Raw genomic sequence first — 25,657 nt, 5'->3', positions numbered from 1 at the left:
TGATTTGGACGATTCTGCGTCTGCTCGGCAGGTGAGGGTGACAGCCGACACACTCGTGTGGTATTCCTATTAGGAATATTCCATGTAGGAGGTTGTATGTCGGGCACCGTCGAAACCCCCAGCGCCGTCATCGACCGCATCTCCCTGGTCCTGGACGCCTTCGACGGACCCGGGCGACTCACCTTGGCCCAGATCGTGCGCCGCACCGGTCTGCCCCGATCGTCGGCGCACCGGATGCTCGAGCGACTGGTACAGCTGCGGTGGTTGCGGCGCAGCGGACGGGACTACGAACTCGGAATGCGGCTGGTCGAGTTGGGTTCGCTGGCGGTCCACCAGGATCGGCTGGTCCGCGCCGCCAAACCGCTGCTAGCTGAATTACACTGCGCCACAGGTCTTGTCGTACATCTGGCAGTGCTGGACGGTACCGACGTGGTGTACCTGGACAAGGTCGGCGAGCGCATCGGGAGCGCGCTGCCCACCCGCGTTGGCGGTCGTCAGCCGGCGCACTGCACGGCAGTGGGCAAGGCGATGCTGGCCTACCGCGACGGAGACTCCACCGTGGACCTGCGGGTGCGTAAGACCAGGTACTCCATCTCCACCGGGTCCCAGCTCGCGGTCGAATTGGCGAAGGTGCGCGCTCACGGCGTCGCTTACGAGCGGGAGGAATCGTTACTCGGATTCGGTTGCGTCGCCGCCCCGATCGGTACCGCCGCCGAAGCCGTGGCGGCGGTGTCGGTGTGTGGTCCCATGAACCGCATGATGTTCGACCAGCGGCTGGCCGCCCCGGTCCGCATGATCGCGATGGGCATCTGGCGCAATGTCGAGGACGGCCCGCAACGCGTCGCTCCGACCCTACAGCCGCTGCGACCGCTGCGCCCCGCGCTGCAATACGCGTGATCCTCGATCCGCAGATCGCCGCGCTGCTGGAGACGCTCGACGCGGGATTTCCGCCGGTGCACACCATGTCCGGCGCCCAAGCCAGAGCGGCGATCCGGGCGCGCTTCGTTCCACCAATCGAGCCCGAACACGTAGCCGACGTTCGCGACGACGTCGTCGCCGGCCCCGGCGGTGACATCCCGGTGCGGATCTACCGGCCGCACGCTGACGATCTGCCGGTGCTGGTGTACGCCCACGGCGGCGGGTTCGTGTTCTGCGATCTGGACAGCCACGACGGCCTGTGTCGTGCATTCGCCAATCTGGTTCCAGCCGTTGTTATTTCGGTAGGCTATCGGCTGGCGCCGGAACATCGCTGGCCGGCCGCGGCAGAAGACATGTACGCGGTCACCGCTGCGGCGGCCGCCGGAGCCTTCGGCGCCAAGACCGGCCGTATCGCGGTTGGCGGAGACAGCGCAGGTGGCAACCTGGCCACGGTGACCACGCTGATGGCACGTGATCGCGGCGGACCGGCGCTCGCCGCGCAGCTGCTGATCTATCCGGTGCTGGCGGCCGACTTCGATACCGAGTCCTACCGGCTGTTCGGAAGCGGTTACTACAACCCGAAGCCGGCCATGCAGTGGTATTGGGACCAGTACGCGCCTCGGCCGGCAGATCGCACCCACCCGTACGCCGCGCCGCTGCACGCCGACCTGCGGGGTCTGCCGCCCGCCGTGCTGGTGATCGCCGGACACGATCCGCTGCGCGACGAGGCATCGGCTTATGCGGACGCCCTACAGGCCGCCGGCGTAACCGTGATGCGGACTCAATTCGACGGCGGCATACACGGTTTCATGAGCATGCCTGCTCTGGACATCGCAATTGCTGCTCGGCAGCAGGCCTGCGCGGCGCTGCACGCGGTTGTGGGGTCGTCCCATGCCTGACGGAGAAGTGGTGGTGATCGACCGGGTTGTCACCCGGCGGGGGTGTGCCCGCGAATTCGTGACTGCTTACCTCGCCGACTATGCCCCGGGCGCGCGGAATCGGGGCATGACACTGCGCGACGTCCTGGTGAGCCCGCCGATCTGGTTCGACGACGACGTCAACACCGTCACGATCACCTGGACCTTGCCCCGTGTGCAGGCTTGGTGGGAGATGACCTGGCAGGGGCGATCGGATCCCGCTCTCGCCCATTGGTGGTCGCGGATAGCCGACTTGGTGGAGCAACGGTCGCGGTCTTTCGCCGCGGCCCCGCAGGACATCGACGGTCTCTGTGATGTATAGCGTCACCAGGTTGCTGGACGTAGCCGCGTGTGACCGCGACCGGATCATCGCCGACGTGCGGGCGGTCGCGGCTCGCGCGCCGTACTGGATCGCACAGCCGACGATGCCCGGTTCCCGCAACGGCGGCGATGTTCTCATTCACCTGCGCTTTGCCTCCGAAGACGAATGGCACGCACTAGCAGCAGATTTCACGGCGGCCGTCGGGGATCCCGGGGTGACGCGAATCAACGGGGCCAACTATCCGGGTCACCCGGTCCGCACCAACACACCCGCGGTAAGGTTTACCGCACTTTGCTGCTGCGGGTCACACCCGGCACCGGCGGTGACACCATCGCGCGGTTCGAGGACGAACTCCGGTCCATGCCGCGCTACGTGAACACCATCACCGCATGGCAGCTGAGCAGGGTCGACGAAGCGGTCGGCGAGACGCGGTGGACGCACGTGTTCGAGCAGGCCTTTACCGACGCCGACGGTCTGGTCGGTCCCTATCTGATGCATCCGATCCACTGGGCGGTGGTGGACCGGTGGTTCGACCCGGAATGCCCCGGGGTCATCGTTCGCGATCGGGTGTGCCACAGTTTCTGCACGCTGCCCGCGACTGTGCACTGGGAGCGGTTATCCGACGGGGATATTGGGGCTGGCGGTCGCGGGGGGCTCGAGCGACGGAAGCACTGACAGGCCGTCCAGCGAATGCACCGGCAGGCTGTGTGACCACGGGTAATGCAGGCTGAACGCCACCACACCCGTGCGCTCGGCAGCGGGTAGCTGACACATCGCCAGCACCGTTTCGGCCAGGTACTCGACCGGTTCGGTCGGGAACGTCTCCGGAATCAGTTGCGCGGCACCGGGAGTGCGCACTGCTGTCGAAGGACCCACACAGTTGACCGCGATATTGGCGTCCAGCAACTCGGCCGCCACCCCCTGCGTGAAGCGGTGCAGCGCAGCCTTGCACGCTGCGTAGACGACGTCGCCGGCGGTCTTGTTGTAATCCCGGAAAGGACGCACCGGTGCCACCCCGGTGACCGACCCGATGTTGACGATCCAGCCGGCGCCCTGGTTACGCATCTGCGGGACAGCGGCTTTGGTCAACAAGAACGGTATCCGCAGGTAGTGGTCGACCGTTCGGTCGAAAGTCTGCAGCGACATGTCCTGCACGATCGCGTAGTCGGCGAAACCCGCATTGTTCACCAGGATGTCGATACGGCCGGTGCGGTCGAGCACCGCATTGATGAGTCCGTCGCGCTGCGCGGCATCTTCCAAGTCAGCCGCCACGCCGATCGCCCGACCCCCCGCGGCCTCGATCAGTGCAATCGTCTCACCGATTGTTCCGGGCAGCGCCGAGCCGATCCCGCCACGCACCGACTGCGAGGGCTCCAGCGAGCGCGCCGTCACTACGACGGTGGCGCCCTCGGCGGCGAGTCGCCGGGCGATCGCGCGGCCGATCCCGCGACTGCTGCCCGTCACCAAAGCCGTTCGGTCGCAGAGTAATCCCGTCATCGCAACTCGAAATGCTCTTCGACCGGCGCGCGGTGCTGATGCCAGAGGTCGACCAACCGGTACGGGGTGGCCACCACGACCCGGCCCGAACCGGAACGGTAGTAGGTGTGTGCGTTGGGAGTGTGGCACCAGACCGTGCCGGCCATCGCCTCGTCGATTCCGGCCACATACTCCTCGTACGCCTCGCGGGTCACTTCCATCGTGGTCGCCGCGCGCAGCGCCATCAGTTGCAGGCACTCGACGATGTAGTGCGCCATCACCTCCATCGAGAAATTGGCGCCTGCGCCGTGGCCGGGGCTGTAGTTGGGTGCAGAGTTGATGAACAGATTGGGAAAGCCCGGCACAGTGCCGCCGCGGTAGGCAGCCGGGCTGTCGCCCCACTCGTCGGCCAGCCTGCGCCCGTCCCGCCCGCGGATGTCGATGGTGGACAAGAAGTCGAGGTGGTATCCGGTGGCGTAGATGATGACGTCGAGATCGAGCTGTCTGCCGTCCTGGGTGACGATGCCTGCGGGGTTGACCGCCGCGGGTTCGCGGGCCTCGACGTCGACATGGTCGCGGGTCAGCGCCGCGTAGTAGCCGCCGGGATCGCGGATGATCCGCTTACCGTAGGGCGCGAAGTCAGGCGTGACCTTCTTCGCCAATTCGCTTCCCGCACCGAAGGTCCGGTCGATGTAGTCCAGACATATCTGCAACAGCACGTCGTTGGCCGGTGAGATCGACAGATGCGATCCAGCCCAGTCCGGGTCTCGCAGAATGACCGGGTAGTTATTGTCCGCGGTGCCCCAGAACGACTTCAGCCGGTGCCATTTCGCGTAATGCGGCAGATGGCGCCCGAGGTATCGGCGGTATTCTGGGACGTCGTCGGTCGGTCGCTTACGCGGCGCCACCCAATGCGGTTGTCGCTGGAACAGTGTCAGGTGTGCGACCTGATCGACACAGGCATCGACGATCTGCACGGCGGTGCATCCAGCGCCCACGACGGCGATCCGCTGTCCGGTCAGCTCCGGCGCCGGGTCCCACTGTGCTGAGTGAATGCTGGTGCCCGCAAAGGTTTCTCGGCCCGGTAGGTCCGGCCAGCGGGGGCGGTTGAGGTAACCGGCCGCGGTGACCACCACCCGGGCGTGGCTGACGAAGCGGTTGCCGTGCCGGTCGACGGCGTGGATCTGCCACCGGGAATTGTCCTCATCCCACCACAGCGCTTCGACCTCGGTGCCGAACCGCGTATGGGCACGCAGCCCGTACTTGTCAGCCAGTGCCACCAGATACGCCTGGTACTCGGCGCCCTGCGGGTAGTAGCTGCTCCATTCCGGATTCACCTCGCGCGATAACGAGTAGTACGCCGACGGTGTGTCGACGCCGATGCCTGGGTAGGTGGTCGTCAGCCAGGTGCCACCGACCTCGTCGTTGCGGTCGAAGATCTCGAAGGCGACACCGGCGTCGGTGGCGGTTAGTGCGGTGACGATGCCGGCCAGGCCCGCGCCGACGATCGCCACCGTCGTCGACGACGGAATCGGCACGGTGCGCGGCAACGTCGGCTGGGAAGGCTGAAAACCACCCTGTTCGAGCAGCAGCGGCACGAATTCGTCGTCCACTTCACTGCCCAGCGCCACCGGCAACAGTCGCTGGAACAGCGCCGGGTCCGCGACCGGCGCGGCGGGCCGATCCAGGGCAGCCATCACCGCGGTGACCAATGCCTGCGCGGTGGCCGCATCGGCGACCCCGGCGCGTTCCGGTGGGTCGGGGATGTGTGAGATGCGCGGCCGAATGTGTCGACCACCGACGGGTCGCCGGTGAGCTGAGCCAGCACGGCGACCAGGACGCCCGGGTCAGCCTGCTGCAGGTTGCGCCGGAGTTCTCCGGGATCGAGCGTGGGCATGCCCGTCAGTATCGGAGCCGGCGAGCAGGTCGACGACGAGTCTTTCCTCTGAGCGGGACACGAGCCCGAAATCGGACTCCCTACAGTGGCCAGCATGAGCAACGCTTTGGACATCGCCTCCGACGGACCGATCCGGACCTGGACGATCAACCTGCCCAGCGTGGGTAACGCGATCACCGGCAAGGACGTCATCGCCGCGTTCGAGACTGCGGTCGACCACGCCAACGCCGACACCGAGGTCCGCGCCGTGATTCTGACCGCTGCAGGCAAGATCTTCTCGGCGGGCGGCAACGTCAAGGAGATGGCCGACCAGGCCGGCATGTTCGGGCTGAGTCCCCTTGACCAACGGCATGCCTATATCGACGGAATTCAGCGCATCCCCCGGGCCCTGGCCCGGCTCGAAGTCCCCTTGATCGGTGCGATCAACGGCGCCGCCATTGGCGCCGGCTGTGACCTGGCGACCATGTGCGATATCCGGATCGCTTCTGAGCGTGCATCTTTCGCGGAGAGTTTTGTCCAACTCGGCCTCATCCCCGGCGATGGCGGCAGCTGGTTCCTGCAGCGCGTCGTCGGGTACCAACGGGCCGCCGAGATGACGTTCACCGGGGACCGGATCGACGCTGCGACCGCGCTGGAGTGGGGTCTGGTCACCCGGGTGGTACCGCACGAAGACCTGCTCCCGGCAGCGCGGGAGCTGGCCGAACGGATCGCCAAGAACCCGCCGCACGCATTGCGGATGGCCAAGCGGCTGCTGCAGGAGTCGCGCACCGGGTCGCTCGAGTCGACGCTGGGAATGGCCGCCGCCATGCAGCCGCTGGCGCACCGCGATCCCGAGCACGAGCAGCGCATCGCCAAGTGGCGGACGAGCTGATGGCTACCGCGCCCCCGCGGTTGGTGCCTGCGGCCGGCATCGAGACCGATGAGACGGCGTCGCTGCGGGCCGAGGTGCGCACGTTCATCGCCGAGCAGCTGGCCGCAGGCACATTCGTCCCGTCGGTCGACGCCTGGTTGTCGCGGTGGGACGAGGACTTCACCGCCGCGCTGGCTGAACGCGGGTGGCTGGGCATGACGGTGCCGACCGAGTACGGCGGGCACGGCCGCACCTTCACCGACCGCTTCGTGGTCACCGAGGAGCTGCTGGCCGCCGGCGCCCCGGTCGCGGCGCATTGGATCGCCGATCGTCAGATAGTCCCGTCGCTGCTCAAATACGGCACCGAAGCGCAGAAGCAGCGTTTTCTGCCGCGGATCGTGCGCGGGGAATGTTTTTTCGGCATCGGGATGAGCGAGCCCGATTCCGGTTCCGACCTGGCCAGCGTGCGTACCCGAGCCGAGCGGGTCGAGGGCGGCTGGTCGCTGTCCGGCACGAAGGTGTGGACCTCCGGCGCCCATGTCGCCGAAGCGTTCATCGCGCTGGCCCGTACCGAACCGGTGGACCCGCAGCACCGGCATGCGGGCCTGAGCCAGTTCATCGTGGACCTGCGCAGTCCCGGCATCGAGATCCGCCCGATCATCTCGATGAACGGCGCCCACCATTTCAACGAGGTCATCCTGGACAGTGCGGTGGTGCCCGATGACATGGTGTTCGGTGAGATCGGCGACGGCTGGCGGCAAGTCACGTCCGAGCTGGCCTTCGAACGCAGTGGCCCCGAGCGATTCCTGTCCACCTTCCCGCTGCTGGCGGTCTGCGCGGATCGGATGGCCGCCAACGCGATTCCCCGCGATGCGGGTCTGGGGCGGCTGGTGGCCCGTGTCGCGGGCCTGCATCACATGTCGACCGCGGTGGCCGGCGCCCTCGAGCGCCACGATCCGGCCGACATCCCGGCCGCGGTGGTCAAGGTGCTGGGTACCACGACCGAGGGAGACATCGCGGAGTTCGCCGACGTGCTGGATGCCCCCGACGCGATCTACACGGAGTTGGTCCGGGCGGCGGTCGACCAGCGACCGGGTTTCACGCTGCGCGGGGGCACCAACGAGGTGTTGCGTGGGGTCATCGCCCGCGGATTGGGGTTACGGTGACCGGCCGGACGGTCGTCGACCGGGACCTGGTCGACATGATGGACTCCGTCTTCGCCGACTACCGCGCCAAGCCGGCGCCCGCGACGACGGCCGAACTGGATCGCGCGCTGTGGCAGCAACTCGACGAACTGGGCCTGGTGCGACTCACCGGCGCCGAGCAGGACGGGGGCAGCGGCGCCGGGTGGTACGAAGCGGCCGAATTGCTAAGCGCCGCGGCGTCCCATGGCGTTCGAATCCCGTTGGCGGAGCACGATTTACTGGCGTGCTGGCTGTTGGCGGCACTGGGGGCGCCGGCCGGCGCGGCGGTGCGGACGGTGTGCATGCTCGACAAGCACGGACGCGCCAGCGGTGTGCCGTGGGCGGCCGCGGCGGATCACGTCGTGGTGGTGTGGCGGGCGCAGGGCGGATACCGTGCCGCCGATCTCCCGGTCGACGACCTGCACATCATGCCTGGCAGCAACCTGGTCGGTGAGCCACGGGACGAGGTGACCGTCGACGTCACCGACCTGCCCGGGTTACCGGTGACCCTGGCCCAGATCACCCAGTTGCGGCTGAGATCGGGGTTGGTGCGTGCGATTCAGGTGTGCGCCGCACTCGACCGAATCCTGCAGTTGTGCATCGAGCATGTGACTGCCCGTACCCAGTTCGGTCGCCCCCTGGCCAAATTCCAAGCGGTACAACATCTCGTCGCCGACCTGGCCGCCGAAGCCGCGCTCGCCCGGGCAGCGACCGAAGCCGCGTCGACCGCCGGGGTCGCCAGCGATTGGACGGCGCCCGACCTGGAGTTCCTGGTGGCCGTGGCGCGTTCGTGTGCGGGGCACGCGACCTCGGTGGCGGTGCGCAATGCCCATCAGGTGCACGGCGCCATCGGTACCACCCGTGAGCACCGTTTGCACGAATTCACCCGGGCCGCGCTGGCCTGGCGCTCGGAGTTCGGTTCGCTGCGGTACTGGGACGATCAGGTGACCGACGCGGCCCTGTATGCGAGTGCAGGCGGGCTGTGGGGTCTGATCACCGGGTCCTGATGGTGTTCCACTGACCGGACAAGCCGGGTCTCATCCCTGATTCAGCAGGGTTGACTGGCCCCATGAGCAACGACATCACGCTGCCGGAATTGCAGGAGTTCATCGCCGGCTTCTGGTACCACTACGACGAGGCGCACTACGACGAGCTCACCGCATGCTTCACCGAAGACATCCGCTATGTCAGCAGAAGCGACAGTGGCGCAAGCCCTTTCGAGGAACTGATGTCGCCGGAGCTGCGTGGCCGCGATGCGGTCATGGAGTGGCTGTCCCAACACCGAGAGCAGAGCCCCTACCCGTTGCGGCACCACGCCACCAATGTGCACCGGACCGCCGTCGACCGGGTGCGGTTCTACATCTTCGTCAACCAAGTCGCGAACTTCGTGCCGTTCGCGGTGTCCAGCGGCGTCGCTGAGGTGGGTGTCCGCCGCACGGCCGACGGGTTGCAGTTCACCGACATCGACGTCGTGCTGGACACCACCAACTCGGTGCTGCTCGCCGAGCGGCATGCCGCCACCGGGTCGTGAGCGCCCGCGACACTTTCGCCGGCGGCGTTGCCGTCATCACCGGGGCCGGTGCCGGAATCGGCGCCGGGCTGGCGCGGTACGCGAGCCACCTGGGCATGACGGTGGTGCTCGCCGACATCGATGCCGCGGCGGTGGCGTCGCTGCGCGACGAACTCGGCGACCGCGCCGTCGACGTGGTGTGCGACGTCCGCGACGCGGGTGCTGTTCAGGAGTTGGCCGACCGCACCTACCGGGAGCTGGGTCCGGTCCGGCTACTGGTGAACAACGCCGGGGTCGAGCAATTCGGCTACCTGTGGGACACACCGCTGGCCAACTGGCAGCGCGTCGTCGACGTCAACATCAGCGGAGTCTTCCACGGCGTCAGAGCATTTCTGCCGAAGATGATGGCAACCCGGCAACAGGTGTGGGTATGGAATCTCTCGTCGGTCGGTGCGGTGGTGGCAATCCCGTTGCAAACGCCCTACATCATGAGCAAACACGCGGTCCTGGCAATGACCGAATGTCTGCGTCTGGAGGTGGCAACCGCCGGGCACGACAACCACATTCACGTCCAGGCTGTCCTGCCGGGTGCGGTGACCTCTAACATCTTCGAGTCGGCCGGCGGGGTCGACCTGAACGGCGATGTGGGCATGGCAGAGAAGCAACGGCGAGCCATGCTCGACGTCAAGGCCACGGCCATGGATCCGTGGGCGGCCGCCGCGACGCTGTTCGAGCAGGCGGCCCAGGGACGCTTCTATCTGGTGACCCAACCGTCGGTCGTCGACGCCATGCGCGACCGCGCCGAATCCCTTGCCACACAACGTTGCCCAGAGCTGACATGAGTCTGGATCCGGACGCGGCCGCACGGGTGGCGTCGTTCGGTCCGCTGCCGCCGATGCGGCAGCGCGGCCTGGCCGCGATGCGTGCCGCGATCGAAGCTGCTCCGCTGCCCGACGACATGGCCGAGATGGTCTGCATCGACGACGCTTTCGCCGGTTCCGTTCCGGTCCGGATCTACCGGCCGACAAGCGATTCCGTCGGACCGGCGCTGGTCTACTTCCACGGCGGCGGCATGGTCATGGGTTCCAACCATTCCTTCGAACCGCTCGCCCGCGCGCTGGCATCGACCTCCGGTGCAACGGTCGTGTCCGTCGAATATCGGCTCGCGCCGGAATACCCGCCCCCTGCCCAGTTCGACGACGCCTATGCCGCGGCCGAGTGGGCCGCACGTCAGCCATGGGTCGACGGGCTCGTCGTCGTCGGCGACAGCGCCGGTGGATCACTGGCGGCCGGGGTCGCCCTGGCTGCCCGCGACCGAGGCGGGCCACGGCTCTGCGCTCAGGTGCTGTTGTATCCCGGACTGGATCGCGACATGACCGCTCCGTCCATCACGTCGCTCGCTGACGCACCGATGCTCAGCCGCGACGACATCGACTTCCTGCACGCGGTGGCCGACGGGGACGCCGGCGCACCCGGTGACCCGTACCTGGTTCCGGCCTACGCAGCTGACCTGTCCGGTCTCCCACCGGCCATCGTGGTCACCGCAGGTTGCGATCCGATCCGCGACTGGGGAGAGCGCTATGCGGCCCGGCTGTGCGACGCAGGCGTGCAGACCACCCTGACCCGCTACCCCGGGATGTATCACGGTTTCCTGATGCGGCCCGGGGCGACCGCGCGGGGCCGGTTGGCCATCGCCGAACTCGGAGCCTTGCTGCGCGCCAAACTCGCCAACGGCGTTCCCTTCTAACGTCCCGGTCACCGGACACCCCGGACGCTGCCCGGGCCCGCACCCCACACGATTGAACAAGCAACTGCGACAAGGAGACACGTGATGCATTCCGCACAGCGCCGCGAAGAGCTATCGGATGTGCTGCGTCCCGCCGCACCGCCCCGCGAAGTCGCTGACGTCTACACCGATGATCAACGCGAGCGGTTACTCGACGTGGTCCGCACCGAAGGTCCATGGCGGCTGATCATTTCCCAACATTTCGCCTCCGCCGATGAGTTGATCGCGACGATGAGTGGTCTGTTCCCCGAGGGTTACACGCCGTCCTTGGACCTCTTCTTGACCCCGACGTTCCGCGGCTACCTGGCCAACTATGGCGCGGTGCTCTACCAGCAACTGCACGACTGCTTCTATCACGCCCGGTTCCTGGAGATGGCCAAGAGCTACTGGGGTGCCGAATACGCCAAGCCGCAGTTGATGCTGTTCAACATCAACGGCCCCTGCGCCAATCGCGATCCGGGGCACCTGGATTCGCCGAGCTTCCGCGGCGTGCGGCACGAGAACGCACCTACCTGGCTCACCAGTGTGATGGGCAAGTCCGGCCTGTTCACCGAGTACCTGATCAAGACGGCGCAGGTGATCACGTGGTTTTCCCTCGACAGCACCAGCGGATTCACCTACTGGCCCGACGGTCCGCTCAAGGCACCTCAGCGGGTGTTGCCGCCGATCTACAACCGCGGCGTGGTGGTGCAGAACGAAATGATGGTGCACCGCGGCGAGGCCAACGGCCCGCTGGAACACCAGATTCCGGCCGGGCTGGCGTTCGACACCGTGTTCACCGGCGACCCCGGCGACCGCGATCAGTGGTTGCTCAAGAATGGGCACGAGGTGATTGCCCGCCACCACACCGACGAACTCCGTTTCTTGGTGCACTGGTCGGCCGAGGTCTTCTCCGACCTCGACGAACTGAAGAAGAACATGGAGGGCACCGACGACCTGACCGCAGACAAGGCCGTCGACATCATGGTCGACGACGTCAATGCCAGGGGCATCAAGCTCGACATACCCAGCGAGCCGCTGCACAATCCGGAGTTCATCGCCGCCCTCAATGCCGCTTTCGACATCGGCGGTCCGGCGCAGTATCCAGAGGCGGCGCCCATCAGTGCTTTTCAGTTGGCCTGAGCTTCAGCGCACCACGACCGTGCTGGGTGTGCGCGGCGCACCGAGGTGACGGTGCGACGGCGGTCGGCGGCCGTCCTCGTCGGTGATGCCGTACCGCTCGGCGAGTTCGGCGCCGATGAACGTCTGGCCACTCAGCGCGCCGAGTTCCGGATCGCCGTACAGCGCATCGATCAAATAGCCGGTGAATTCCGGGGTTTCGGCGTGTTCTGCCGTCTTGGCCAGCGCCTTCGGGTTAGCTGCGAAGGCGCCGCGCAGCTTCTCGGTGAGCAAGATGCCCATCCAGATCGAGACCGTCGCGACGCCCGTGCCGCCGAAATCCACTGCCATGTCGGCGACCATCTTGTCCACCCCGGCCTTCTGGGCGCCGTAGGCAGCACCGTGCATGTAGCACACCGAGCCTGGTGACGACGTGAACGCGATCAGCCCGCGGCCCCGTGCGACCAGCAGGGGTGCGGCATACCACGACGCGACGTAACTCGATCGCAGGCCGACATCGAGTACGTCGACAAGCTCAAGAGGCTTCTCCCAGAACGGCTTTGGGTTCACCAAATCATCGGACACCGCCGCGGCGTTGTTGACCAGCAGGTCCAGGCCGCCATGATCGGCACGAACCCGCTCGAACAATGCGGCCACCGCGTCGTCGTCACGGTGATCGAGGCGCACCGCAATCCCACCGGGCGGAGCATCGGTGATGGTGCGACCGGTGGCATACACCCGCCAGTCCTTGGCGGCCAATGCCGCCGCGATACCGCGTCCGGCACCGCGACTGGCCCCGGTGACCACCGCAACATTCATCGAAGCGAATTGTAGGACGGGTGCGGCCGGCTGTTCGGCACCCCCGGCATGGCGCTCAGCCGTCGTCGACGATCGCCAACTCCCCCGCCGCAACGGCCGCCTCGATCGAGTCCCGCAGCGCCGAACAGACCAGGAACAGTCCGCGATGGTGGCCGGCGATCTGCATGGCGGCCCGGCGCTCGAGGCATCGCGCTGATGCGTCGGCGTCCCACTGCACGCTGGTCTGGTTCCAGCTGCTCTTGCGGACCAGTACCTGCGCACCGCAGCTGTGGCAGCCGACCGACGCCATCGGCATGTCGTCGAGGCGGTTGTCGGCGCGGGACGACAGGCTCATGGGACCGAGCCCGCCCTGGCCGCCATATTCGTCTCGATCTGCTTCATCCAGGCCTCGTAGGGCCGGGTGGTGTCCAACTCGAACTCGAAGCGGTCCACCATATCCGGCTGCACCTCGGCGGCGTCGACGTAGAACTGCTGATACCAGCGCCGCAGTTGATAGACCGGTCCGTCCTCTTCGACCAGGAGCGGATTGTCGATGCGCGCCTTGTGCCGCCAGATTTCGACGTCCTGCTCGAAACCCATCTTGACGTAGTCGCCGAGACTGATCGCGGTCTGCATGGCCTGCTCGTCGGGTAGCGACGCCGATTTCTTGACGATGATGCCGTATTGCAGCACAAAGGAATTCGCGTCGATTGGATAGTGACAGTTGATCAGGATGGTCTGCTGGTCGCCGTCCTCGTAGTGGTAGGTGAGGTCGTCGATCATGAACGACGGGCCGAAGTAGGACGCCACCGAGGTGGTGCCGAGCATGCGCGCACCCTCGGTGCCGCCCATGTCCGGCCGGCCGTCGCCGTTCATGTACTGCGTCGCCACGTGCCCTTCGAAGATGTTCTTGAAGTAGGTGGGCAGCGAGCCGTGAATGTAGAAGAAGTGCGCCATGTCGACGACGTTGTCGATGATCTCGCGGCAGTTGCTGTCGACGACGGTGGTGTACCAATGCCAGTCGGTCCACTCGTCGCTGGAGGCGCCTTCGATGCGCGGAATGGTGGCATCCGGTGCCGGCGGGTTGCGTTCGGGGTCGTTCCAGACGAACAACATGCCGTCCTGCTCCAGCGTGGTCCACGTCGCCGTGCGGGCCAGCCGCGGCGCGCGCTTGGCATACGGGACCTGTGTGCACCGACCGTCCCCGCCCCACCGCCAGTCGTGGAACGGGCAGGCGATCTCGTTGCCTTTCACCTCGCCCTTCGACAGGTCACCGCCCATGTGACGGCAGTATCCGTCGAGCACATTGATGTCGCCGTCCCCGCTGCGAAATACCACCAGCTTCTGACCGAAGGCGTTGATCGCATGGGGTGTGCCGTCCCCGAAGTCCCGGACCAGACCCAGGCAGTGCCAGCCGCGGGCGAACCGGGTCGGCGCGGCCTGCGCTTCGATGAGCCGGATTTCATCGGCGTCGGTGTGCGAACTCATAGGACCCATTGAACGCCTCCCGGCCGGCGATGGGGGATCACCTGTTCCACTGATCAGGAGACCTCTTCCGGTACGGTGCCGCACCGGCCTAGCGTCCCAGGGGTGAGCGCACCCAGCACGACCATCCCGGCCGGACTTCCCGTCGACGACACCTGCGTCGACCTGCTGGTGGTCGGGTCCGGCACCGGGCTGGCTGCGGCGCTGGCCGCCCACGAGCTCGGGCTGTCGGTGCTGGTCGTGGAGAAGTCGTCCTACGTCGGCGGATCGACCGCCCGCTCGGGCGGTGCCCTGTGGCTGCCGGGCGGGCCGGTGCTGGACGAGGCCGGCGCCGGGGACTCCGCCGCGCAGGCGGCCACCTACCTGGACGCGGTGGTCGCAGGATCGGCACCCCCGCAGCGATCGGCCGGCTTCCTGGACCAGCTTCCTGCGACGGTCCATATGCTGCGGCGGACCACCCCGCTGCGGCTGTTCTGGGCCCGGGACTACTCCGACTACCACCCGGAGGAACCGGGCGGCAGTGCGGCGGGCCGCACCTGTGAGTGCTATCCGTTCAACACCTCGATGCTCGGTCCCTATCGGGACCGATTGCGACCCGGCGTGTTGGAAGCCGCGTTCGCGATCCCGACGACGGGTGCCGACTACCGCTGGATGAATCTGGTAACCCGGGTGCCGCGCAAGGGAATTCCCACCTTCGGTAAGCGGATCGCGCAGGGCGTGGCCGGGTTGGCGGTGGGCAGGCGGTACGCAGCGGGCGGGCAGGGTCTGATGGCCGGCCTGTTCGCCGGTGTCCTGCGCGCCGGCATCCCGATCTGGACCGACACCCCGCTGGTGCGGCTCGACGGCGAGGCAGACCGGGTCACCGGTGCGGTCGTGGCGCACCGGGGCCGGGAGATCACCATCACCGCCCGCCGCGGGGTGGTCCTGGCCACCGGGGGTTTCGACCACAACATGGACATGCGGTGGAAGTTTCAGTCCGCATCGCTGGGCGCGCATCTGAGTTTGGGCGCCGACAGCAACACCGGCGACGGAATTCGCACAGCGCAGGATCGGGGCGCCGGCATCGACCTGATGGATCAGGCGTGGTGGTTCCCTGCGATCGCGCCGCTGCCCGGCAAGTCGCCCGCTGTGATGTTGGCTGAACGATCACTGCCGGGTTGCCTGATCGTGAACCAGCACGGTCGCCGGTTCACCAACGAGGCAGCCGACTACATGTCCTTCGGGCAGCGACTGCTGGCCCTCGAGCGTTCCGGCAACCCGATTGAGGCAATGTGGATTGTCTTCGACCAGCAGTACCGCAACAGTTATGTCTTTGGCGCCGAGCTGTTTCCGCGGATGAAGGTGCCGCAGGCCTGGTACGACGCCGGCATCGCCGCTCGCGCCGACACCTTAGCCGGACTCGGCGCGCGGATCGGGCTGCCGGTCGCGGAGTTCACCGACACGATGAGCAGGTTCAACGAAAATGCCTGTGCCGGTGCGGATCCGGACTTTGGTCGGGGCCGCAGCGCTTATGACCGTTACTACGGAGACCCAACGATCCGGCCCAACCCGAACCTGCGCCCGTTGCGCAACGGGCCGTTCTACGCGGTGAAGATGGTGCTGAGCGACCTCGGTACCTGCGGTGGCGTCAAAGCCGACGGGCGGGCGCAGGTGCTGCGCGAGGATGGCACCCCGATCCACGGTCTGTACGCGATCGGCAATGCCGCCGCCAATGCGTTCGGCACCACCTACCCGGGCGCAGGCGCCACGATCGCACAGGGCCTGGTCTACGGCTACATCGCCGCCTGCGACGCGTCGAATTAGTCGGCGGCGCGCTTGGCGTCGACCTGCTTTTCAATTTCACGCCAGTATCCCGGGGTGGGCCGCGGTTTACCGAACCCGCCCTTGGCTGCCTGCTCGATGATGGCGTTGGCTTCGTCGATGTCTTTCATGAGTTCCAGGGCGAACTCCCGCTCGGCAGCGTAGTACTTTGCCGCCCACCGCAGTGCCATCACCGAGTAGGCCCAAGCGGGTTCGGCCTCCGCCCCCTCAGCGTCCTCAATCGCCTTGCGATATCGGGCTTCTGCGTACGCCACGTGTTCGTGTAGCAGTTCCTTGAGCCGGGTCGGGTTGCTCAGGTGCCCGAATGTCACCCGCAACAGCATGCTGTGCTTGAGGACCGGCGGGTCCAGGGGCGCATTGTTGGTCCAGTCGGTGATCGCTGCCATCCCGGCCGGGGTGATCCTGTAGAGCCTGCGGCTGCGGGTGCCCTCGTCACGCTCGACGCGCGACGTCACCAGATCGAGGCTCTCCAGCTTCTTCAGCTCGGTGTAGATCTGGCTGTACGACGGGCTCCAGTAGTAGAGGTCGACGCTCCAGTCGATCCACTTCTTCAGGTCGTAGCCGGAGACTTCCTCCTCATAGGACATCATGCCCAGCAACGCCCAGCTGGTGGCGGCAAGTGCCGGCTTGCCCTTGTCGCTGGTCTGCTCCACTGCGCCAGACTAACAACCGGGTGCACCGACTCGCTTGCGATGACCGCTGATTGGGACACGGCGTTGCCGGCGCGGCCGGGTCACTGTTCTATGGTGGCGACATGGTGGATTCGTTTGCGTCGATGACTGATTCGTTGCCGGTGTACGAGTCGCTGGCGATGTCGGTGCGACGCCTGATCGACGCGACGATTCGCACCGAGGTGGGCCACGACATCATCGCCGCCGCCACGGCCAAGATCGACAGCGTGACAAGCGAACTCAGCGCCGAGCTGATGCCCGGTACGTTCGGCGAACGCGACATCAACGATGGGCAGGGCATCGCGTCGGGCAATGTCGTTATCGGAGTGCGCAATCCGTCTGCTCCGCCGCTGGTGGTTCATCACGAAAGCGACGGATCGGTATGGGCGGAGTTTGTGCTCGGCGCCGCGTTCGAGGGCCCGATGGGGCACGTGCACGGCGGGATCTCGGCAATGATTCTCGACCACATTCTCGGTGCCACCGCGCACCGGCCGGGACGGCCCGCGTACACCGGGACGCTGACGCTGCGCTATCACCAGCGCACCCCGTTGAATCAGCCGTTGCGCGCCGACGCGTGGGTCGACCGGAGCGAAGGCGTCAAGACATTCGCCGTCGGGCAGATCAGCGGCGCAGATGGCGTATTGGTCTCAGCGGAAGGGGTTTTCATCCATCCGCGCACCTAGGGTGCGTTGACGCTGCGCGCATGGCTACTCGGCTCTGCGCCCACGGCGGCGAAGTGCGAGAGAGCCCCGCCGCCAGCGCAGCGTCAACATCGGAGGCCACCCCGCTCCCGCCGCTCAGCGTTTGCCGTATTCCAGCACGGCTCCCGCCGCGGCCGGCGCCCCGCGGGCGACCACCACGGGCATCGACGTCGATGCGTTGGTGCGCAGAATGGTGTGCACCACGTCGACGAGGTCGTCGACGGGCATCAACTTGCCCGGCATGCAGCCCCGGGACACCCAGAGCGGATATGCCTGCATGGCCAATTCCCGATCCCAGCCGGCATTCATCCCCGTCTGGGCGTCTCCCTCGCCGCCGGCGCACTCGCCAACGATCAGGTTGGTGAAGCCAACGTCGGGGTGCTCAGCGCGCCACGCCTCGACCAGACGCTCCAGCGCTGCCTTGCTGACGCCATACGCGCCGAGTCCGGGCCACGGCGGTCCGAAAGTGCCGGCATCCGAAGACAGGTAAACCACTTTGCCCGCCACCGATGTCAGGTGCGGAATCGCCGCCGCGGTCGCCAACGCCGCTCCAATCACGTTGGTGTCGAACACTTGCCGCCATGTCGCGGCGTCGGTATCGGCCAGCGGGACCAGCGGGCTGATCGCGGGTGCGTAGACGACGTTGTCGATGCCGCCCAGCGCCTCGGCTGCCGCGCCGATTCCCGACTGCGCCGATGCCTGATCAGTCACATCGCATTCGACAGCGATCGCACCGTGCCCGGCCTCGGCCGCAGCTGTTTCGATCCGCTCACGCCGTCGGGCGAGCAGCGCCACCCGATCCCCACGCTGTGCCAATCCGACACCAATACAGCGCCCCAACCCGCTCGAGGCGCCGATCACCACCGTTTTCGCCATATCGACCTCCGCGACAGAGCATGACATACGCCCGAGGCCGGACGAGAACGGGGTTACCGGTTTCGCAGCATGTCGTTGCCGCGACCGCCGCACCGCCCGCGGACGGGTGGGCCGGTCGGGCCCGTCACCGTTTAGCTCCGCTAACTGACGGGTAGTTCTCCTTCTCAGGAGGAAAGAAATGAGCCAGCCCGAGATCGACCCGGTCGACCACTACCGAACCACCCGCCGGCACGCCGGCGAGTCAATGAAGAACGGTGCCAATGCGCCGGGCATCATCGCGGTTGCCGCTGGTGTGATCGCGCTGGTCGTAGGGTTGGCCGCGTTCGCCACGCACCACACGTCGGTCGGGGTGGCGGCGGTGCTCGTTGCGCTCGCGGTGGGTGCCGCCGGTCTGGTGTGGTTACGCCACACTCACCAGCAGGTTCGTGCCGCGGAGTTGCAATGGCACCACGCGCATTCCGACGACGCCGCCCCACCGCCCGCCAGTTGACCACAGGTCGCGGTGCCATTCCGTCGCACTAGGTTTATCGGCGGAAACGATTTGCGGCCAACGTTTTTCGTGCCAGAGCAGCCGCACCGCGGGTGAGCCGGACAATACGGCCGTATACGGTGGGCTTATGAAATATGTTGACGTCGACGGCGTCGGACGGGTGAGCCGGATCGGTCTGGGTACTTGGCAGTTCGGTTCACGCGAGTGGGGGTACGGCGAAAACTACGCCTCAGGGGCCGCACGCGACATCGTGCAGCGCGCCCGTGCCCTAGGAGTCACCCTGTTCGACACCGCCGAGGTGTACGGCCTGGGCAAGAGCGAACGGATCCTCGGCGAGGCACTCGGCGAGGAACGCGCCGAGGTGGCGGTGGCGAGCAAGGTGTTCCCGGTCGCGCCGTTCCCGGCAGTGATCAAGCAGCGCGAACAGGCCAGCGCGCGACGTCTGCAACTGGACCGCATCCCGCTGTACCAGATCCACCAGTCCAACCCGGTGGTGCCCGACACGGTGATCATGCCCGGCATGCGGGACCTGCTCGATGACGGCAGGATCGGCGCCGCCGGCGTCTCGAACTATTCCCTCGAGCGCTGGAAGAAAGCCGATGCGGCGTTGGGGCGCCCGGTCATCAGCAACCAGGTCAGTTTCTCACTGGCCAACCCGGGCGCGTTGGACGACATGGTCCCGTTCGCGGAGCGGGAGAATCGGATCGTCATCGCCTACAGCCCGCTGTCGCAGGGCCTGCTCGGCGGCAAGTACGGTCCCGACAATCGCCCCGGCGGTGTGCGGAGTTTGAACTACCTGTTCGGCACCGAGAACCTCCGGCGGGTCAAGCCGCTGCTGCAGACGCTGCGCGACGTCGCCGCCGAGGTGGACGCCAAGCCTGCCCAGGTCGCGCTGGCCTGGCTGATCAACCTGCCGGGAGTGGTCGCCATTCCCGGCGCATCCAGCGTCGAACAGCTGGAATTCAATGTCGCCGCCGCCGACATCGAACTGAGCAAGGATTCACACGACGCACTGACGGCCGCGGCCCGCGCGTTCCGACCGGTGTCGGCAGGCCGCTTCCTGACCGACCTGGTTCGCGAAAAGCTGCCGTTCTAACCGGGCACGCGGCGGCGACTCAGCGGAGCTGTGAAGCCGCCGGTGTCGTCGAAGTTCGCCCACTGCCCGTCGTCGTCGACCTGCATCCGCCAACCCGACGCGTATCGGCCGGCGACGGACTCGGCGAACCACCGGTGCGCTGCCTCCGCGGTGTCGAAATTGCTGGTCGCCACGACCTCGCCGCACGGGTTGAGGGCTCTGAACACCGTCATGCGGACCGGATAACCGCTGCGGACAGCTTTCAATCGCCTGTCTAGACGGTGCGGGCCAGCCGTTCAGCGAGCAGTGCGGCGAAGCGCGCCGGATCTTCCAACGCTCCCCCTTCTGCGAGAAGCGCTGTTCCGTACAGTAATTCGGCGGTGTCGGCGACCGCAGCGTCGTCCGGACGGTCGGCGTGCGCCTGGCGTAACCCGGTGATCAGCGGGTGATTCGGGTTCAGCTCCAGAGTCCGCTTACCGACCGGCACCTCCTGCCCGGAGGCCCGGTACAGCCGGGCCAGCGCCGGAGTCATACCGAAGGCGTCGGTGATCAGACAGGCCGGTGACTCGGTCAGCCGAGTGGACAGCCGTACCTCCTTGACGTGCTCGCTCAATGTCTCCTTGAGCCAGGTCAGCAAGTCGGCGAAATCCTTCTCCTGTTCTTCGCGCTCGGCCGACGAGGACTCCTCGTCGGAACCGAGGTCCACCTCGCCTTTGGCCACCGACTGGAGTGCCTTGCCGTCGAACTCGCTGACGGTACCCACCCAGACTTCGTCCACCGGGTCGGTGAGCAACAGCACCTCGTAACCCTTGGCCTTGAACGCCTCGAGATGCGGTGACTTCTCCAACTGCTGGCGGGATTCGCCAGTGGCGTAGAAGATCTGCGTCTGGCCGTCTTTCATCCGTGCCACGTATTCGGCCAGCGTCGTCGGCTCCTCCTCGCTGTGCGTCGAGGCGAAAGAGGAGATGGTCAGCAGGGTCTCCTGATTGTCGAAGTCCGACATCAGGCCCTCTTTGAGCACCCGCCCGAATTGGGTCCAGAAGGTGCGGTAGTCCTCGGGCCGCTCCGACTGAATGTCCTTGATCGTGGCGAGCACCTTCTTGGTGAGCCGCCGGCGGATTGCGTTGATCTGCCGATCCTTCTGCAGAATCTCGCGAGATACGTTGAGCGACAAGTCTTGTGCGTCAACGACACCCTTGATGAACCGCAGGTACTCGGGCATGAGCTCGTCGCAGTCGCCCATGATGAACACCCGTTTGACGTACAGCTGCACACCGGTCTTGACGTCGCGGTTGAACAGGTCGAACGGCGCTTGCGACGGGATGAACAGTAATGCCTGGTACTCGAAGGTTCCTTCGGCTTTCATCGCGATGACTTCCAGCGGGTCGTCCCAGGCGTGCGCGATGTGCTTGTAGAACTCTTTGTATTCCTCGGCTGTGACCTCGTCTTTGGACTTCGCCCACAGCGCCTTCATCGAGTTGAGCGTTTCGGTATCCGTGACCGTCTCTTCGCGGGTCTCGTCGGACCCCTCGTCAGCACCTGCAACGGGGACCTGGATCGTGCGCTCGACCTCCATCCGGATCGGCCAGGCGATGAAGTCCGAATACTGCTTGACCAGACTCTTGAGCTTCCATTCCGAGGTGTAGTCGTGCAGCTCGTCCTCGAGGTCCTCAGGCTTGAGATGCAGGGTCACCGACGTGCCTTGCGGCGCACCCTCGACGGCTTCGATGGTGTAGGTGCCTGCACCGGTGGATTCCCACTTGGTGGCCTCGCTCTCACCGGCCTTACGGGTGAGCAATTCGACCTTGTCGGCCACCATGAACGACGAGTAGAAACCGATGCCGAACTGGCCGATGAGCTCCTCGGAAGACTCGGCGTTCTTGGCTTCTTTGAGCTGTTGGCGAAGTTCGGCGGTCCCCGACTTGGCCAGTGTGCCAATCAGATCCACCACCTCGGCACGGGTCATGCCGATGCCGTTGTCCCGGATGGTGAGAGTCCGGGCATCTTTGTCGATGTCGATCTCGATGTGCAGGTCGGAGGTGTCGACGTCCAGATCCTTGTTACGCAGCGCTTCGAGGCGCACCTTGTCCAGCGCATCAGAAGCATTCGAGATCAACTCCCGTAAAAACGAGTCTTTGTTCGAGTACACCGAGTGGACCATCAAATCCAGCAGTTGCCGGGCCTCGGCCTGGAATTCCAGCTGCTCGACCTGCGCGTTCATAAGTTTCCTTCCGACGTGTCGATCGCGTCCGAATGTATCGAGACGCGATCCGCCGGTCAGCCTCGGGTGGCGGCTAACAGTCGGTGGTCGTCGGTCGCCCGGCGGCAACCAGTTCGTCGACCACCTCCGCAAGGCAGGCAATCCGGGGGCGGCGGCCATGTTCACGGCGATCCGGCTTCCCGGTGGCGCGGCTGATGCAGCACCGCAACTTTCAGATGACCTGGAAGCTGAGTCAGCACGCCTGGTTCTGGGGCGGGTCCGTCAGCTGCAGACTGTGCGGTGCCCCGCAATGCACCGTCAGGACATCAGCGAGGCCGCACGCGGCGACCGTGCGGGCCACCGATGTTTGGTGACTGACCAGGCACAACTCGATCCCGCGTTGGCGGCACCAGCGCGCCGCGTCAGCCAGCGCCAGGTAGGACGAGCACGACATGAAGTCCACGCTGTTCACGTCGACAATGAAAAGCTGCGGCGCAGTCGCGAACGCCGAGGCTTCGGCGAGCAGTTGACGCCAGGTCTCGTCGTTGTTGGCGTCGATCTCGCCGCCGACGTAGACGATCACCGCCGCGTCGAAGCCCTGCACGGCCGCACGCAGCGTGCTGTGTTCAGCTCCGAGTTCGGCAACCAGGCGGGGCGTCAACCGCACCGGCGCGGCAAACACTTCAGTGACGGCCAGGCTCATGCTGCGCTCCTCCATTCCGTGCAGACCAGGGTGGGCATCTGCCCGGGTTCACGCCGCATGTCAGCTGGCTTGGCTCAGCACGTAGCTATTCGGCGGACAGCCGTGAAAACGCAGACAGACTGTCGTGCCAGCCTGCCCGCCGTCGATAAAGCACTCGTCAGCCAACGAGCGCATCAACATGATGCCGCGACCGCGTACCGCGTTGATGGCCGCGGGATTGGGTTCGATCCACCGGCCGTAGTCGCTGATGCAGACCTTGAGTTCGGTGGTCACCGGGCTGTAGGTGATCTGCAGCGTCATGCTGCCGACCTGCTCGACGACCTGGTACGCGTGATCGGCGCAGTTGGACAGGGCTTCGTCCGCGGCGAGCACGATGTCGGCCGAGCGGTCCTCGTCGAGTTCCAGGTTGCGGCTCAGCCAGTCGTTCAGGTCGCGCCGGAACATCGCCACGGTGTGCGGGTCAGCGGTCCCGGTGTGCGAAAGCCAGAGCTGGTCGGCTTCACTGAAACCGACCTGATCGCTGGACGTCGTACCGCTCACGGCCTGTGGGCTACCCCATAGGTGGGGCGGATACACCTGATGTGATCAGTCCCCCAGTGCTTTAGGGCGTGACCCGACGGTTTCGATCACCGACCGGGCACCGAAGGGCCGGTCAGCTCAGCTTTTGACGCCGGCGCGGTGCGCTCACCTAGTCAGGACCGAGGTGTAGTAGATGGTGTCGGCCATCGTCACCGAGTCGTGGGCCTGCGGAACCAGGTCCAGCCCGTGCTCGGCCAGCAACTCACTCATCTGGGTGCCGCTGGACTGCCAACCCAGGCGTTGCAGGTATTCGGCGACATCCTTGCGCTCGCCTTCGAAGCCGAGGTTCTCCCAGTCCAACTCGAAGCCGTGCGCACGCCACTTGGCGGTGGACCGGCGCATCATCTCGCGCGCCTGCTCGACGTCGCGCTCGGGCCGGTCCGGGATGGCTTCGACCGCCAACCGGCTGCCCGACGCACTGAGCGCGGTGATGTTGTCCATCAGGCGGTCCTGCGCTTCCGGCGGAAGGTATCCGAGCAGTCCTTCGGCGATCCAGGCCGTCGGCCGGTTCGTGTCCAGGCCTGCCTCGCGCAACGCGGTGGGCCAGTCCTGTCGCAGGTCGATGGCGACGGTGCGCAAGTCGACTTTGGGAGCAGCGCCCAGGCCTGCCAGGGTGGTGGTCTTGAACGCGATCACCTCTGGCTGGTCGATCTCGAACACGGTCATGTCCGCCGGCCAGTCCAGCCGATAGGCGCGGGCATCCAACCCGGAGGCCAGGATGACCGCCTGCCGGACACCGGCCTGCACCGCGTCCTGGAAGAACCCGTCGAAGAATCGGGTGCGGGCGGCCATGGCGTCCGGCATGTGCTCGAGCTTCCAGCTCGATTCGTCGTCGTCGACGTCAGCGGCGGCCAGGTCGCCGGACACCCAGCGCGTGAAGAAGTCGACGCCCACGGCGCGGACCAGCGGTTCCGCGAACTGGTCGTCGATCACCGGGTTGTCGGCATTGGTCGCGATCGCGCGGGCCGCGGCCACCATGGTGGCGGTGGCGCCCACGCTGGTGGCCAGGTCCCAGGTGTCGTTGTCGGTACGTGGCACGAAGCATTCCCCTCATCCAACCGGTGATACTTAGCCAGTATAACACTTAGCTAGGTTAATAACCGGCCGGCGCGGAGGTGCAGCGTCAGCGTCGCCCCGGGCCGCCGGGACCTCCTGGACCCCCGGGCCCGCCGGGTCCACCGGGTCCGCCGGGACCACCCGGCCCTCCTACGCCGTTCACTGCGGGCAGCACGAACACGCATTCATTCAGTTCCACGCTCCACGCCCAACCGGGTGCGCAGTCGTCGGCGCGGCTTGGCGCCGGAGTGATCACCACCGGAACCATCGTTGTCGTCAGGGCGACAGCGCCGAGTGCGAAACGCCGCACAGAACGGTTCATCACCCACCTCCTGTATGCCAACCGGTAACGAGCGATTGTCCTCCTACCGGGACCTTCGAGGGAAGAGGCGGTACCGGACGGTTTCTCACCTCACCCGAATCGCAGGCCGCGCTTGCGCGCCCAGACCACCGCGGCCGAAGTCCCGATCACCCACACCAGCAGCGCCATGCCGAGATGGACAAAGCTTTTCGTGTCGCGCCCGAACACCGGTCCGATCGCGGCCGGAATCTGGGTCCACAGGAAGCGGTGCTCGACGCCGTCCATCGGGTCGGCGACGTAGTAGAGGGCGTAGGGAAGGGTGATCGCCGTCAGCCAGCCGATGCTGCGGCGCAGATTGTGGCGTTGCCGCCAGCGCCGCAACAGGGGCTCGACGGAGACCGGATGCAGCACCGAGATGACGTTGCCCACGCCAATCCAAGACATGATGGGCACCGCGACGTTCGGAATCGTCATCGCCAGTTGGGGTATTCCCTCCTTCCACACCGTCAACGCCGCCGCCACCGCAAGGGTCGGTATCCCGACGATCGCTATCAGCGCCAGATTCTTGATTACCAGGACCCGCCACAGCGCAACCCCGTCGGACAACCCTTTCGTGACCCGAAAGTGGTCGGCACCAAGAAGATTCGTGGTGGTGACATCCGCGAGAACGAACGAGGAGAAATAGGTGCTGACCAGGACCACCCAGTCGAGCTGATGGTGATGGAAGTGACGGGTGGAGTGGTGCTCGTAGACGGTGGTCAGCGGTTGCACCAGCAACCACACCGCAGCCAGGACGAGGTTGGCGACCACGCCGGACAACCAGGTCCACGGCGGCTGGAACGCCCAGCGGATCTCGGCCCACACCGCCGGCAACAGCGGTTTGGCGAAGTCCCGCGCGGCGCGTCGGGCCGCATAAGGGCGAGACGCCGAAGCGCGCACGATC

General features: G+C 66.3%; 26 protein-coding genes and 2 pseudogenes. 15 read left to right on the top strand and 13 right to left on the bottom strand.

The genetic code is table 11. The annotated features are described in order from the left end of the window. Positions 1-96 precede the first annotated feature (96 nt). The 4 genes and pseudogenes from AC5Y6Y_RS00655 (at position 97) to AC5Y6Y_RS00640 (ending at position 2,832) form a co-directional block, all read left to right on the top strand. Complete coding sequence (locus AC5Y6Y_RS00655) at positions 97-897, top strand: IclR family transcriptional regulator (RefSeq protein ID WP_499928913.1); 801 nt, start codon at positions 97-99, stop codon at positions 895-897. After that, positions 894-1,817 carry a LipP1 family hormone-sensitive lipase gene (gene lipP1, locus AC5Y6Y_RS00650; RefSeq protein WP_499928911.1) on the top strand — a complete coding sequence of 308 codons (924 nt, stop codon included), beginning with the start codon at positions 894-896 and terminating at the stop codon, positions 1,815-1,817. Before AC5Y6Y_RS00655 ends, lipP1 begins: the two co-directional genes overlap by 4 nt. Further along, a complete protein-coding gene (locus AC5Y6Y_RS00645; protein ID WP_499922804.1) occupies positions 1,810-2,157 on the top strand; it encodes a hypothetical protein in 348 nt (115 codons plus the stop codon). Before lipP1 ends, AC5Y6Y_RS00645 begins: the two co-directional genes overlap by 8 nt. Continuing rightward, a pseudogene (locus AC5Y6Y_RS00640) lies at positions 2,150-2,832 on the top strand (Dabb family protein). The gene AC5Y6Y_RS00645 and the pseudogene AC5Y6Y_RS00640 overlap by 8 nt, the downstream one beginning before the upstream one ends. On the opposite strand, the gene AC5Y6Y_RS00635 reads toward AC5Y6Y_RS00640, so the two are convergent. Together AC5Y6Y_RS00635 and AC5Y6Y_RS00630 are read right to left on the bottom strand one after the other, a co-directional pair. Beyond that, entirely contained in the window at positions 2,773-3,654 is an 882-nt protein-coding gene (locus AC5Y6Y_RS00635; RefSeq protein ID WP_499928909.1) for an SDR family NAD(P)-dependent oxidoreductase, read from the bottom strand. The pseudogene AC5Y6Y_RS00640 and the gene AC5Y6Y_RS00635 sit on opposite strands and share 60 nt — an antisense overlap. Next, positions 3,651-5,530: pseudogene (locus AC5Y6Y_RS00630) on the bottom strand (flavin-containing monooxygenase). Before AC5Y6Y_RS00630 ends, AC5Y6Y_RS00635 begins: the two are co-directional and overlap by 4 nt. 94 nt (positions 5,531-5,624) lie before the next feature. Here AC5Y6Y_RS00630 and AC5Y6Y_RS00625 point away from each other — a divergent pair. The 7 genes from AC5Y6Y_RS00625 to AC5Y6Y_RS00595 all read left to right on the top strand — a co-directional run bounded on the left by AC5Y6Y_RS00625 (position 5,625) and on the right by AC5Y6Y_RS00595 (position 11,982). Then, positions 5,625-6,401 carry a crotonase/enoyl-CoA hydratase family protein gene (locus AC5Y6Y_RS00625; protein ID WP_499928908.1) on the top strand — a complete coding sequence of 259 codons (777 nt, stop codon included), beginning with the start codon at positions 5,625-5,627 and terminating at the stop codon, positions 6,399-6,401. Further along, the gene (locus AC5Y6Y_RS00620) at positions 6,401-7,546 is read left to right on the top strand and encodes an acyl-CoA dehydrogenase family protein (protein WP_463824925.1); all 1,146 of its coding nucleotides are present in this window, start codon (positions 6,401-6,403) and stop codon (positions 7,544-7,546) included. The genes AC5Y6Y_RS00625 and AC5Y6Y_RS00620 overlap by 1 nt, the downstream gene beginning before the upstream one ends. A 35-nt stretch (positions 7,547-7,581) precedes the next feature. Beyond that, complete coding sequence (locus tag AC5Y6Y_RS00615) at positions 7,582-8,571, top strand: acyl-CoA dehydrogenase family protein (protein ID WP_499929322.1); 990 nt, start codon at positions 7,582-7,584, stop codon at positions 8,569-8,571. A 62-nt stretch (positions 8,572-8,633) separates the two neighbouring features. Next, on the top strand, positions 8,634-9,095 hold the full coding sequence (locus AC5Y6Y_RS00610; RefSeq protein WP_499928906.1) for a nuclear transport factor 2 family protein: 462 nt from the start codon (positions 8,634-8,636) through the stop codon (positions 9,093-9,095). Next, complete coding sequence (locus tag AC5Y6Y_RS00605) at positions 9,092-9,916, top strand: SDR family NAD(P)-dependent oxidoreductase (RefSeq protein ID WP_463824656.1); 825 nt, start codon at positions 9,092-9,094, stop codon at positions 9,914-9,916. Before AC5Y6Y_RS00610 ends, AC5Y6Y_RS00605 begins: the two co-directional genes overlap by 4 nt. Further along, entirely contained in the window at positions 9,913-10,821 is a 909-nt protein-coding gene (locus AC5Y6Y_RS00600) for an alpha/beta hydrolase (RefSeq protein ID WP_499928903.1), read from the top strand. Before AC5Y6Y_RS00605 ends, AC5Y6Y_RS00600 begins: the two co-directional genes overlap by 4 nt. A gap of 84 nt (positions 10,822-10,905) precedes the next feature. After that, entirely contained in the window at positions 10,906-11,982 is a 1,077-nt protein-coding gene (locus AC5Y6Y_RS00595) for a hypothetical protein (RefSeq protein WP_499928901.1), read from the top strand. A 3-nt stretch (positions 11,983-11,985) separates the two neighbouring features. Here AC5Y6Y_RS00595 and AC5Y6Y_RS00590 read toward each other — a convergent pair whose 3' ends face one another. The 3 genes from AC5Y6Y_RS00590 to AC5Y6Y_RS00580 are packed head-to-tail and all read right to left on the bottom strand — an operon-like array spanning position 11,986 to position 14,244. Further along, positions 11,986-12,777, bottom strand: a complete 792-nt coding sequence (locus tag AC5Y6Y_RS00590; RefSeq protein ID WP_499922790.1) for an SDR family NAD(P)-dependent oxidoreductase — start codon at positions 12,775-12,777, stop codon at positions 11,986-11,988. Between the two features lie 55 nt (positions 12,778-12,832). Next, positions 12,833-13,111: a ferredoxin gene (locus AC5Y6Y_RS00585; RefSeq protein WP_463824660.1), complete on the bottom strand. Its 279-nt coding sequence runs from the start codon at positions 13,109-13,111 to the stop codon at positions 12,833-12,835. Continuing rightward, positions 13,108-14,244 (bottom strand): 3-ketosteroid-9-alpha-monooxygenase, oxygenase component, encoded by a 1,137-nt coding sequence (locus tag AC5Y6Y_RS00580; protein WP_499928899.1) that lies wholly within the window; start codon positions 14,242-14,244, stop codon positions 13,108-13,110. Before AC5Y6Y_RS00580 ends, AC5Y6Y_RS00585 begins: the two co-directional genes overlap by 4 nt. A 102-nt stretch (positions 14,245-14,346) precedes the next feature. Between AC5Y6Y_RS00580 and AC5Y6Y_RS00575 the strand changes: the two genes are divergently transcribed. Beyond that, positions 14,347-16,044, top strand: coding sequence for a 3-ketosteroid-delta-1-dehydrogenase (locus AC5Y6Y_RS00575; RefSeq protein ID WP_499928897.1), 1,698 nt, complete (start codon positions 14,347-14,349; stop codon positions 16,042-16,044). On the opposite strand, the gene AC5Y6Y_RS00570 is transcribed toward AC5Y6Y_RS00575, so the two are convergent. Next, the gene (locus AC5Y6Y_RS00570; RefSeq protein ID WP_463824927.1) at positions 16,041-16,652 is read right to left on the bottom strand and encodes a PadR family transcriptional regulator; all 612 of its coding nucleotides are present in this window, start codon (positions 16,650-16,652) and stop codon (positions 16,041-16,043) included. The genes AC5Y6Y_RS00575 and AC5Y6Y_RS00570 overlap by 4 nt on opposite strands. A 164-nt stretch (positions 16,653-16,816) precedes the next feature. Here AC5Y6Y_RS00570 and AC5Y6Y_RS00565 point away from each other — a divergent pair, with 164 nt between their 5' ends. Further along, complete coding sequence (locus tag AC5Y6Y_RS00565) at positions 16,817-17,416, top strand: PaaI family thioesterase (protein ID WP_463824663.1); 600 nt, start codon at positions 16,817-16,819, stop codon at positions 17,414-17,416. 114 nt (positions 17,417-17,530) lie between these two features. Here the strand turns inward: AC5Y6Y_RS00565 and AC5Y6Y_RS00560 are convergent, their stop codons facing one another. Continuing rightward, complete coding sequence (locus tag AC5Y6Y_RS00560) at positions 17,531-18,298, bottom strand: SDR family oxidoreductase (RefSeq protein WP_463824928.1); 768 nt, start codon at positions 18,296-18,298, stop codon at positions 17,531-17,533. A 190-nt stretch (positions 18,299-18,488) separates the two neighbouring features. Here AC5Y6Y_RS00560 and AC5Y6Y_RS00555 point away from each other — a divergent pair, with 190 nt between their 5' ends. Then, entirely contained in the window at positions 18,489-18,800 is a 312-nt protein-coding gene (locus AC5Y6Y_RS00555) for a hypothetical protein (protein ID WP_463824664.1), read from the top strand. A 127-nt stretch (positions 18,801-18,927) separates the two neighbouring features. Next, the gene (locus tag AC5Y6Y_RS00550; RefSeq protein WP_499928895.1) at positions 18,928-19,896 is read left to right on the top strand and encodes an aldo/keto reductase; all 969 of its coding nucleotides are present in this window, start codon (positions 18,928-18,930) and stop codon (positions 19,894-19,896) included. Here the strand turns inward: AC5Y6Y_RS00550 and AC5Y6Y_RS00545 are convergent. The 6 genes from AC5Y6Y_RS00545 to AC5Y6Y_RS00520 all read right to left on the bottom strand — a co-directional run bounded on the left by AC5Y6Y_RS00545 (position 19,893) and on the right by AC5Y6Y_RS00520 (position 25,653). After that, positions 19,893-20,108 (bottom strand): hypothetical protein, encoded by a 216-nt coding sequence (locus AC5Y6Y_RS00545; RefSeq protein ID WP_463824666.1) that lies wholly within the window; start codon positions 20,106-20,108, stop codon positions 19,893-19,895. The genes AC5Y6Y_RS00550 and AC5Y6Y_RS00545 overlap by 4 nt on opposite strands. 41 nt (positions 20,109-20,149) lie before the next feature. Then, a complete protein-coding gene (gene htpG / locus AC5Y6Y_RS00540) occupies positions 20,150-22,096 on the bottom strand; it encodes a molecular chaperone HtpG (RefSeq protein ID WP_499922784.1) in 1,947 nt (648 codons plus the stop codon). A 232-nt stretch (positions 22,097-22,328) separates the two neighbouring features. Next, entirely contained in the window at positions 22,329-22,778 is a 450-nt protein-coding gene (locus AC5Y6Y_RS00535; protein WP_463824668.1) for an anti-sigma factor antagonist, read from the bottom strand. A 60-nt stretch (positions 22,779-22,838) separates the two neighbouring features. Further along, a complete protein-coding gene (locus AC5Y6Y_RS00530; RefSeq protein ID WP_499922781.1) occupies positions 22,839-23,318 on the bottom strand; it encodes an ATP-binding protein in 480 nt (159 codons plus the stop codon). A 144-nt stretch (positions 23,319-23,462) separates the two neighbouring features. Beyond that, on the bottom strand, positions 23,463-24,395 hold the full coding sequence (locus AC5Y6Y_RS00525; RefSeq protein ID WP_499922780.1) for an SAM-dependent methyltransferase: 933 nt from the start codon (positions 24,393-24,395) through the stop codon (positions 23,463-23,465). A 430-nt stretch (positions 24,396-24,825) separates the two neighbouring features. Beyond that, entirely contained in the window at positions 24,826-25,653 is an 828-nt protein-coding gene (locus tag AC5Y6Y_RS00520; RefSeq protein ID WP_499929320.1) for a hypothetical protein, read from the bottom strand. Positions 25,654-25,657 lie beyond the last annotated feature (4 nt).

The sequence above is a fragment of the Mycobacterium sp. NGS24 genome (genome assembly GCF_059813065.1).
This window is presented reverse-complemented; position numbering and strand designations above follow the sequence as displayed.

What these genes read in the sequence shown, in the direction of transcription:
- AC5Y6Y_RS00655 (WP_499928913.1), top strand. Translation starts at nt 97, where the DNA reads ATGTCGGGCACCGTCGAAACCCCCAGCGCCGTCATCGACCGCATCTCC.
- AC5Y6Y_RS00645 (WP_499922804.1), top strand. Translation starts at nt 1,810, where the DNA reads ATGCCTGACGGAGAAGTGGTGGTGATCGACCGGGTTGTCACCCGGCGG.
- AC5Y6Y_RS00635 (WP_499928909.1), bottom strand. Translation starts at nt 3,654, where the DNA reads ATGACGGGATTACTCTGCGACCGAACGGCTTTGGTGACGGGCAGCAGT.
- AC5Y6Y_RS00625 (WP_499928908.1), top strand. Translation starts at nt 5,625, where the DNA reads ATGAGCAACGCTTTGGACATCGCCTCCGACGGACCGATCCGGACCTGG.
- AC5Y6Y_RS00620 (WP_463824925.1), top strand. Translation starts at nt 6,401, where the DNA reads ATGGCTACCGCGCCCCCGCGGTTGGTGCCTGCGGCCGGCATCGAGACC.
- AC5Y6Y_RS00615 (WP_499929322.1), top strand. Translation starts at nt 7,582, where the DNA reads ATGATGGACTCCGTCTTCGCCGACTACCGCGCCAAGCCGGCGCCCGCG.
- AC5Y6Y_RS00610 (WP_499928906.1), top strand. Translation starts at nt 8,634, where the DNA reads ATGAGCAACGACATCACGCTGCCGGAATTGCAGGAGTTCATCGCCGGC.
- AC5Y6Y_RS00600 (WP_499928903.1), top strand. Translation starts at nt 9,913, where the DNA reads ATGAGTCTGGATCCGGACGCGGCCGCACGGGTGGCGTCGTTCGGTCCG.
- AC5Y6Y_RS00595 (WP_499928901.1), top strand. Translation starts at nt 10,906, where the DNA reads ATGCATTCCGCACAGCGCCGCGAAGAGCTATCGGATGTGCTGCGTCCC.
- AC5Y6Y_RS00590 (WP_499922790.1), bottom strand. Translation starts at nt 12,777, where the DNA reads ATGAATGTTGCGGTGGTCACCGGGGCCAGTCGCGGTGCCGGACGCGGT.
- AC5Y6Y_RS00585 (WP_463824660.1), bottom strand. Translation starts at nt 13,111, where the DNA reads ATGAGCCTGTCGTCCCGCGCCGACAACCGCCTCGACGACATGCCGATG.
- AC5Y6Y_RS00580 (WP_499928899.1), bottom strand. Translation starts at nt 14,244, where the DNA reads ATGAGTTCGCACACCGACGCCGATGAAATCCGGCTCATCGAAGCGCAG.
- AC5Y6Y_RS00570 (WP_463824927.1), bottom strand. Translation starts at nt 16,652, where the DNA reads ATGATGTCCTATGAGGAGGAAGTCTCCGGCTACGACCTGAAGAAGTGG.
- AC5Y6Y_RS00565 (WP_463824663.1), top strand. Translation starts at nt 16,817, where the DNA reads ATGGTGGATTCGTTTGCGTCGATGACTGATTCGTTGCCGGTGTACGAG.
- AC5Y6Y_RS00555 (WP_463824664.1), top strand. Translation starts at nt 18,489, where the DNA reads ATGAGCCAGCCCGAGATCGACCCGGTCGACCACTACCGAACCACCCGC.
- AC5Y6Y_RS00550 (WP_499928895.1), top strand. Translation starts at nt 18,928, where the DNA reads ATGAAATATGTTGACGTCGACGGCGTCGGACGGGTGAGCCGGATCGGT.
- AC5Y6Y_RS00545 (WP_463824666.1), bottom strand. Translation starts at nt 20,108, where the DNA reads ATGACGGTGTTCAGAGCCCTCAACCCGTGCGGCGAGGTCGTGGCGACC.
- htpG (WP_499922784.1), bottom strand. Translation starts at nt 22,096, where the DNA reads ATGAACGCGCAGGTCGAGCAGCTGGAATTCCAGGCCGAGGCCCGGCAA.
- AC5Y6Y_RS00535 (WP_463824668.1), bottom strand. Translation starts at nt 22,778, where the DNA reads ATGAGCCTGGCCGTCACTGAAGTGTTTGCCGCGCCGGTGCGGTTGACG.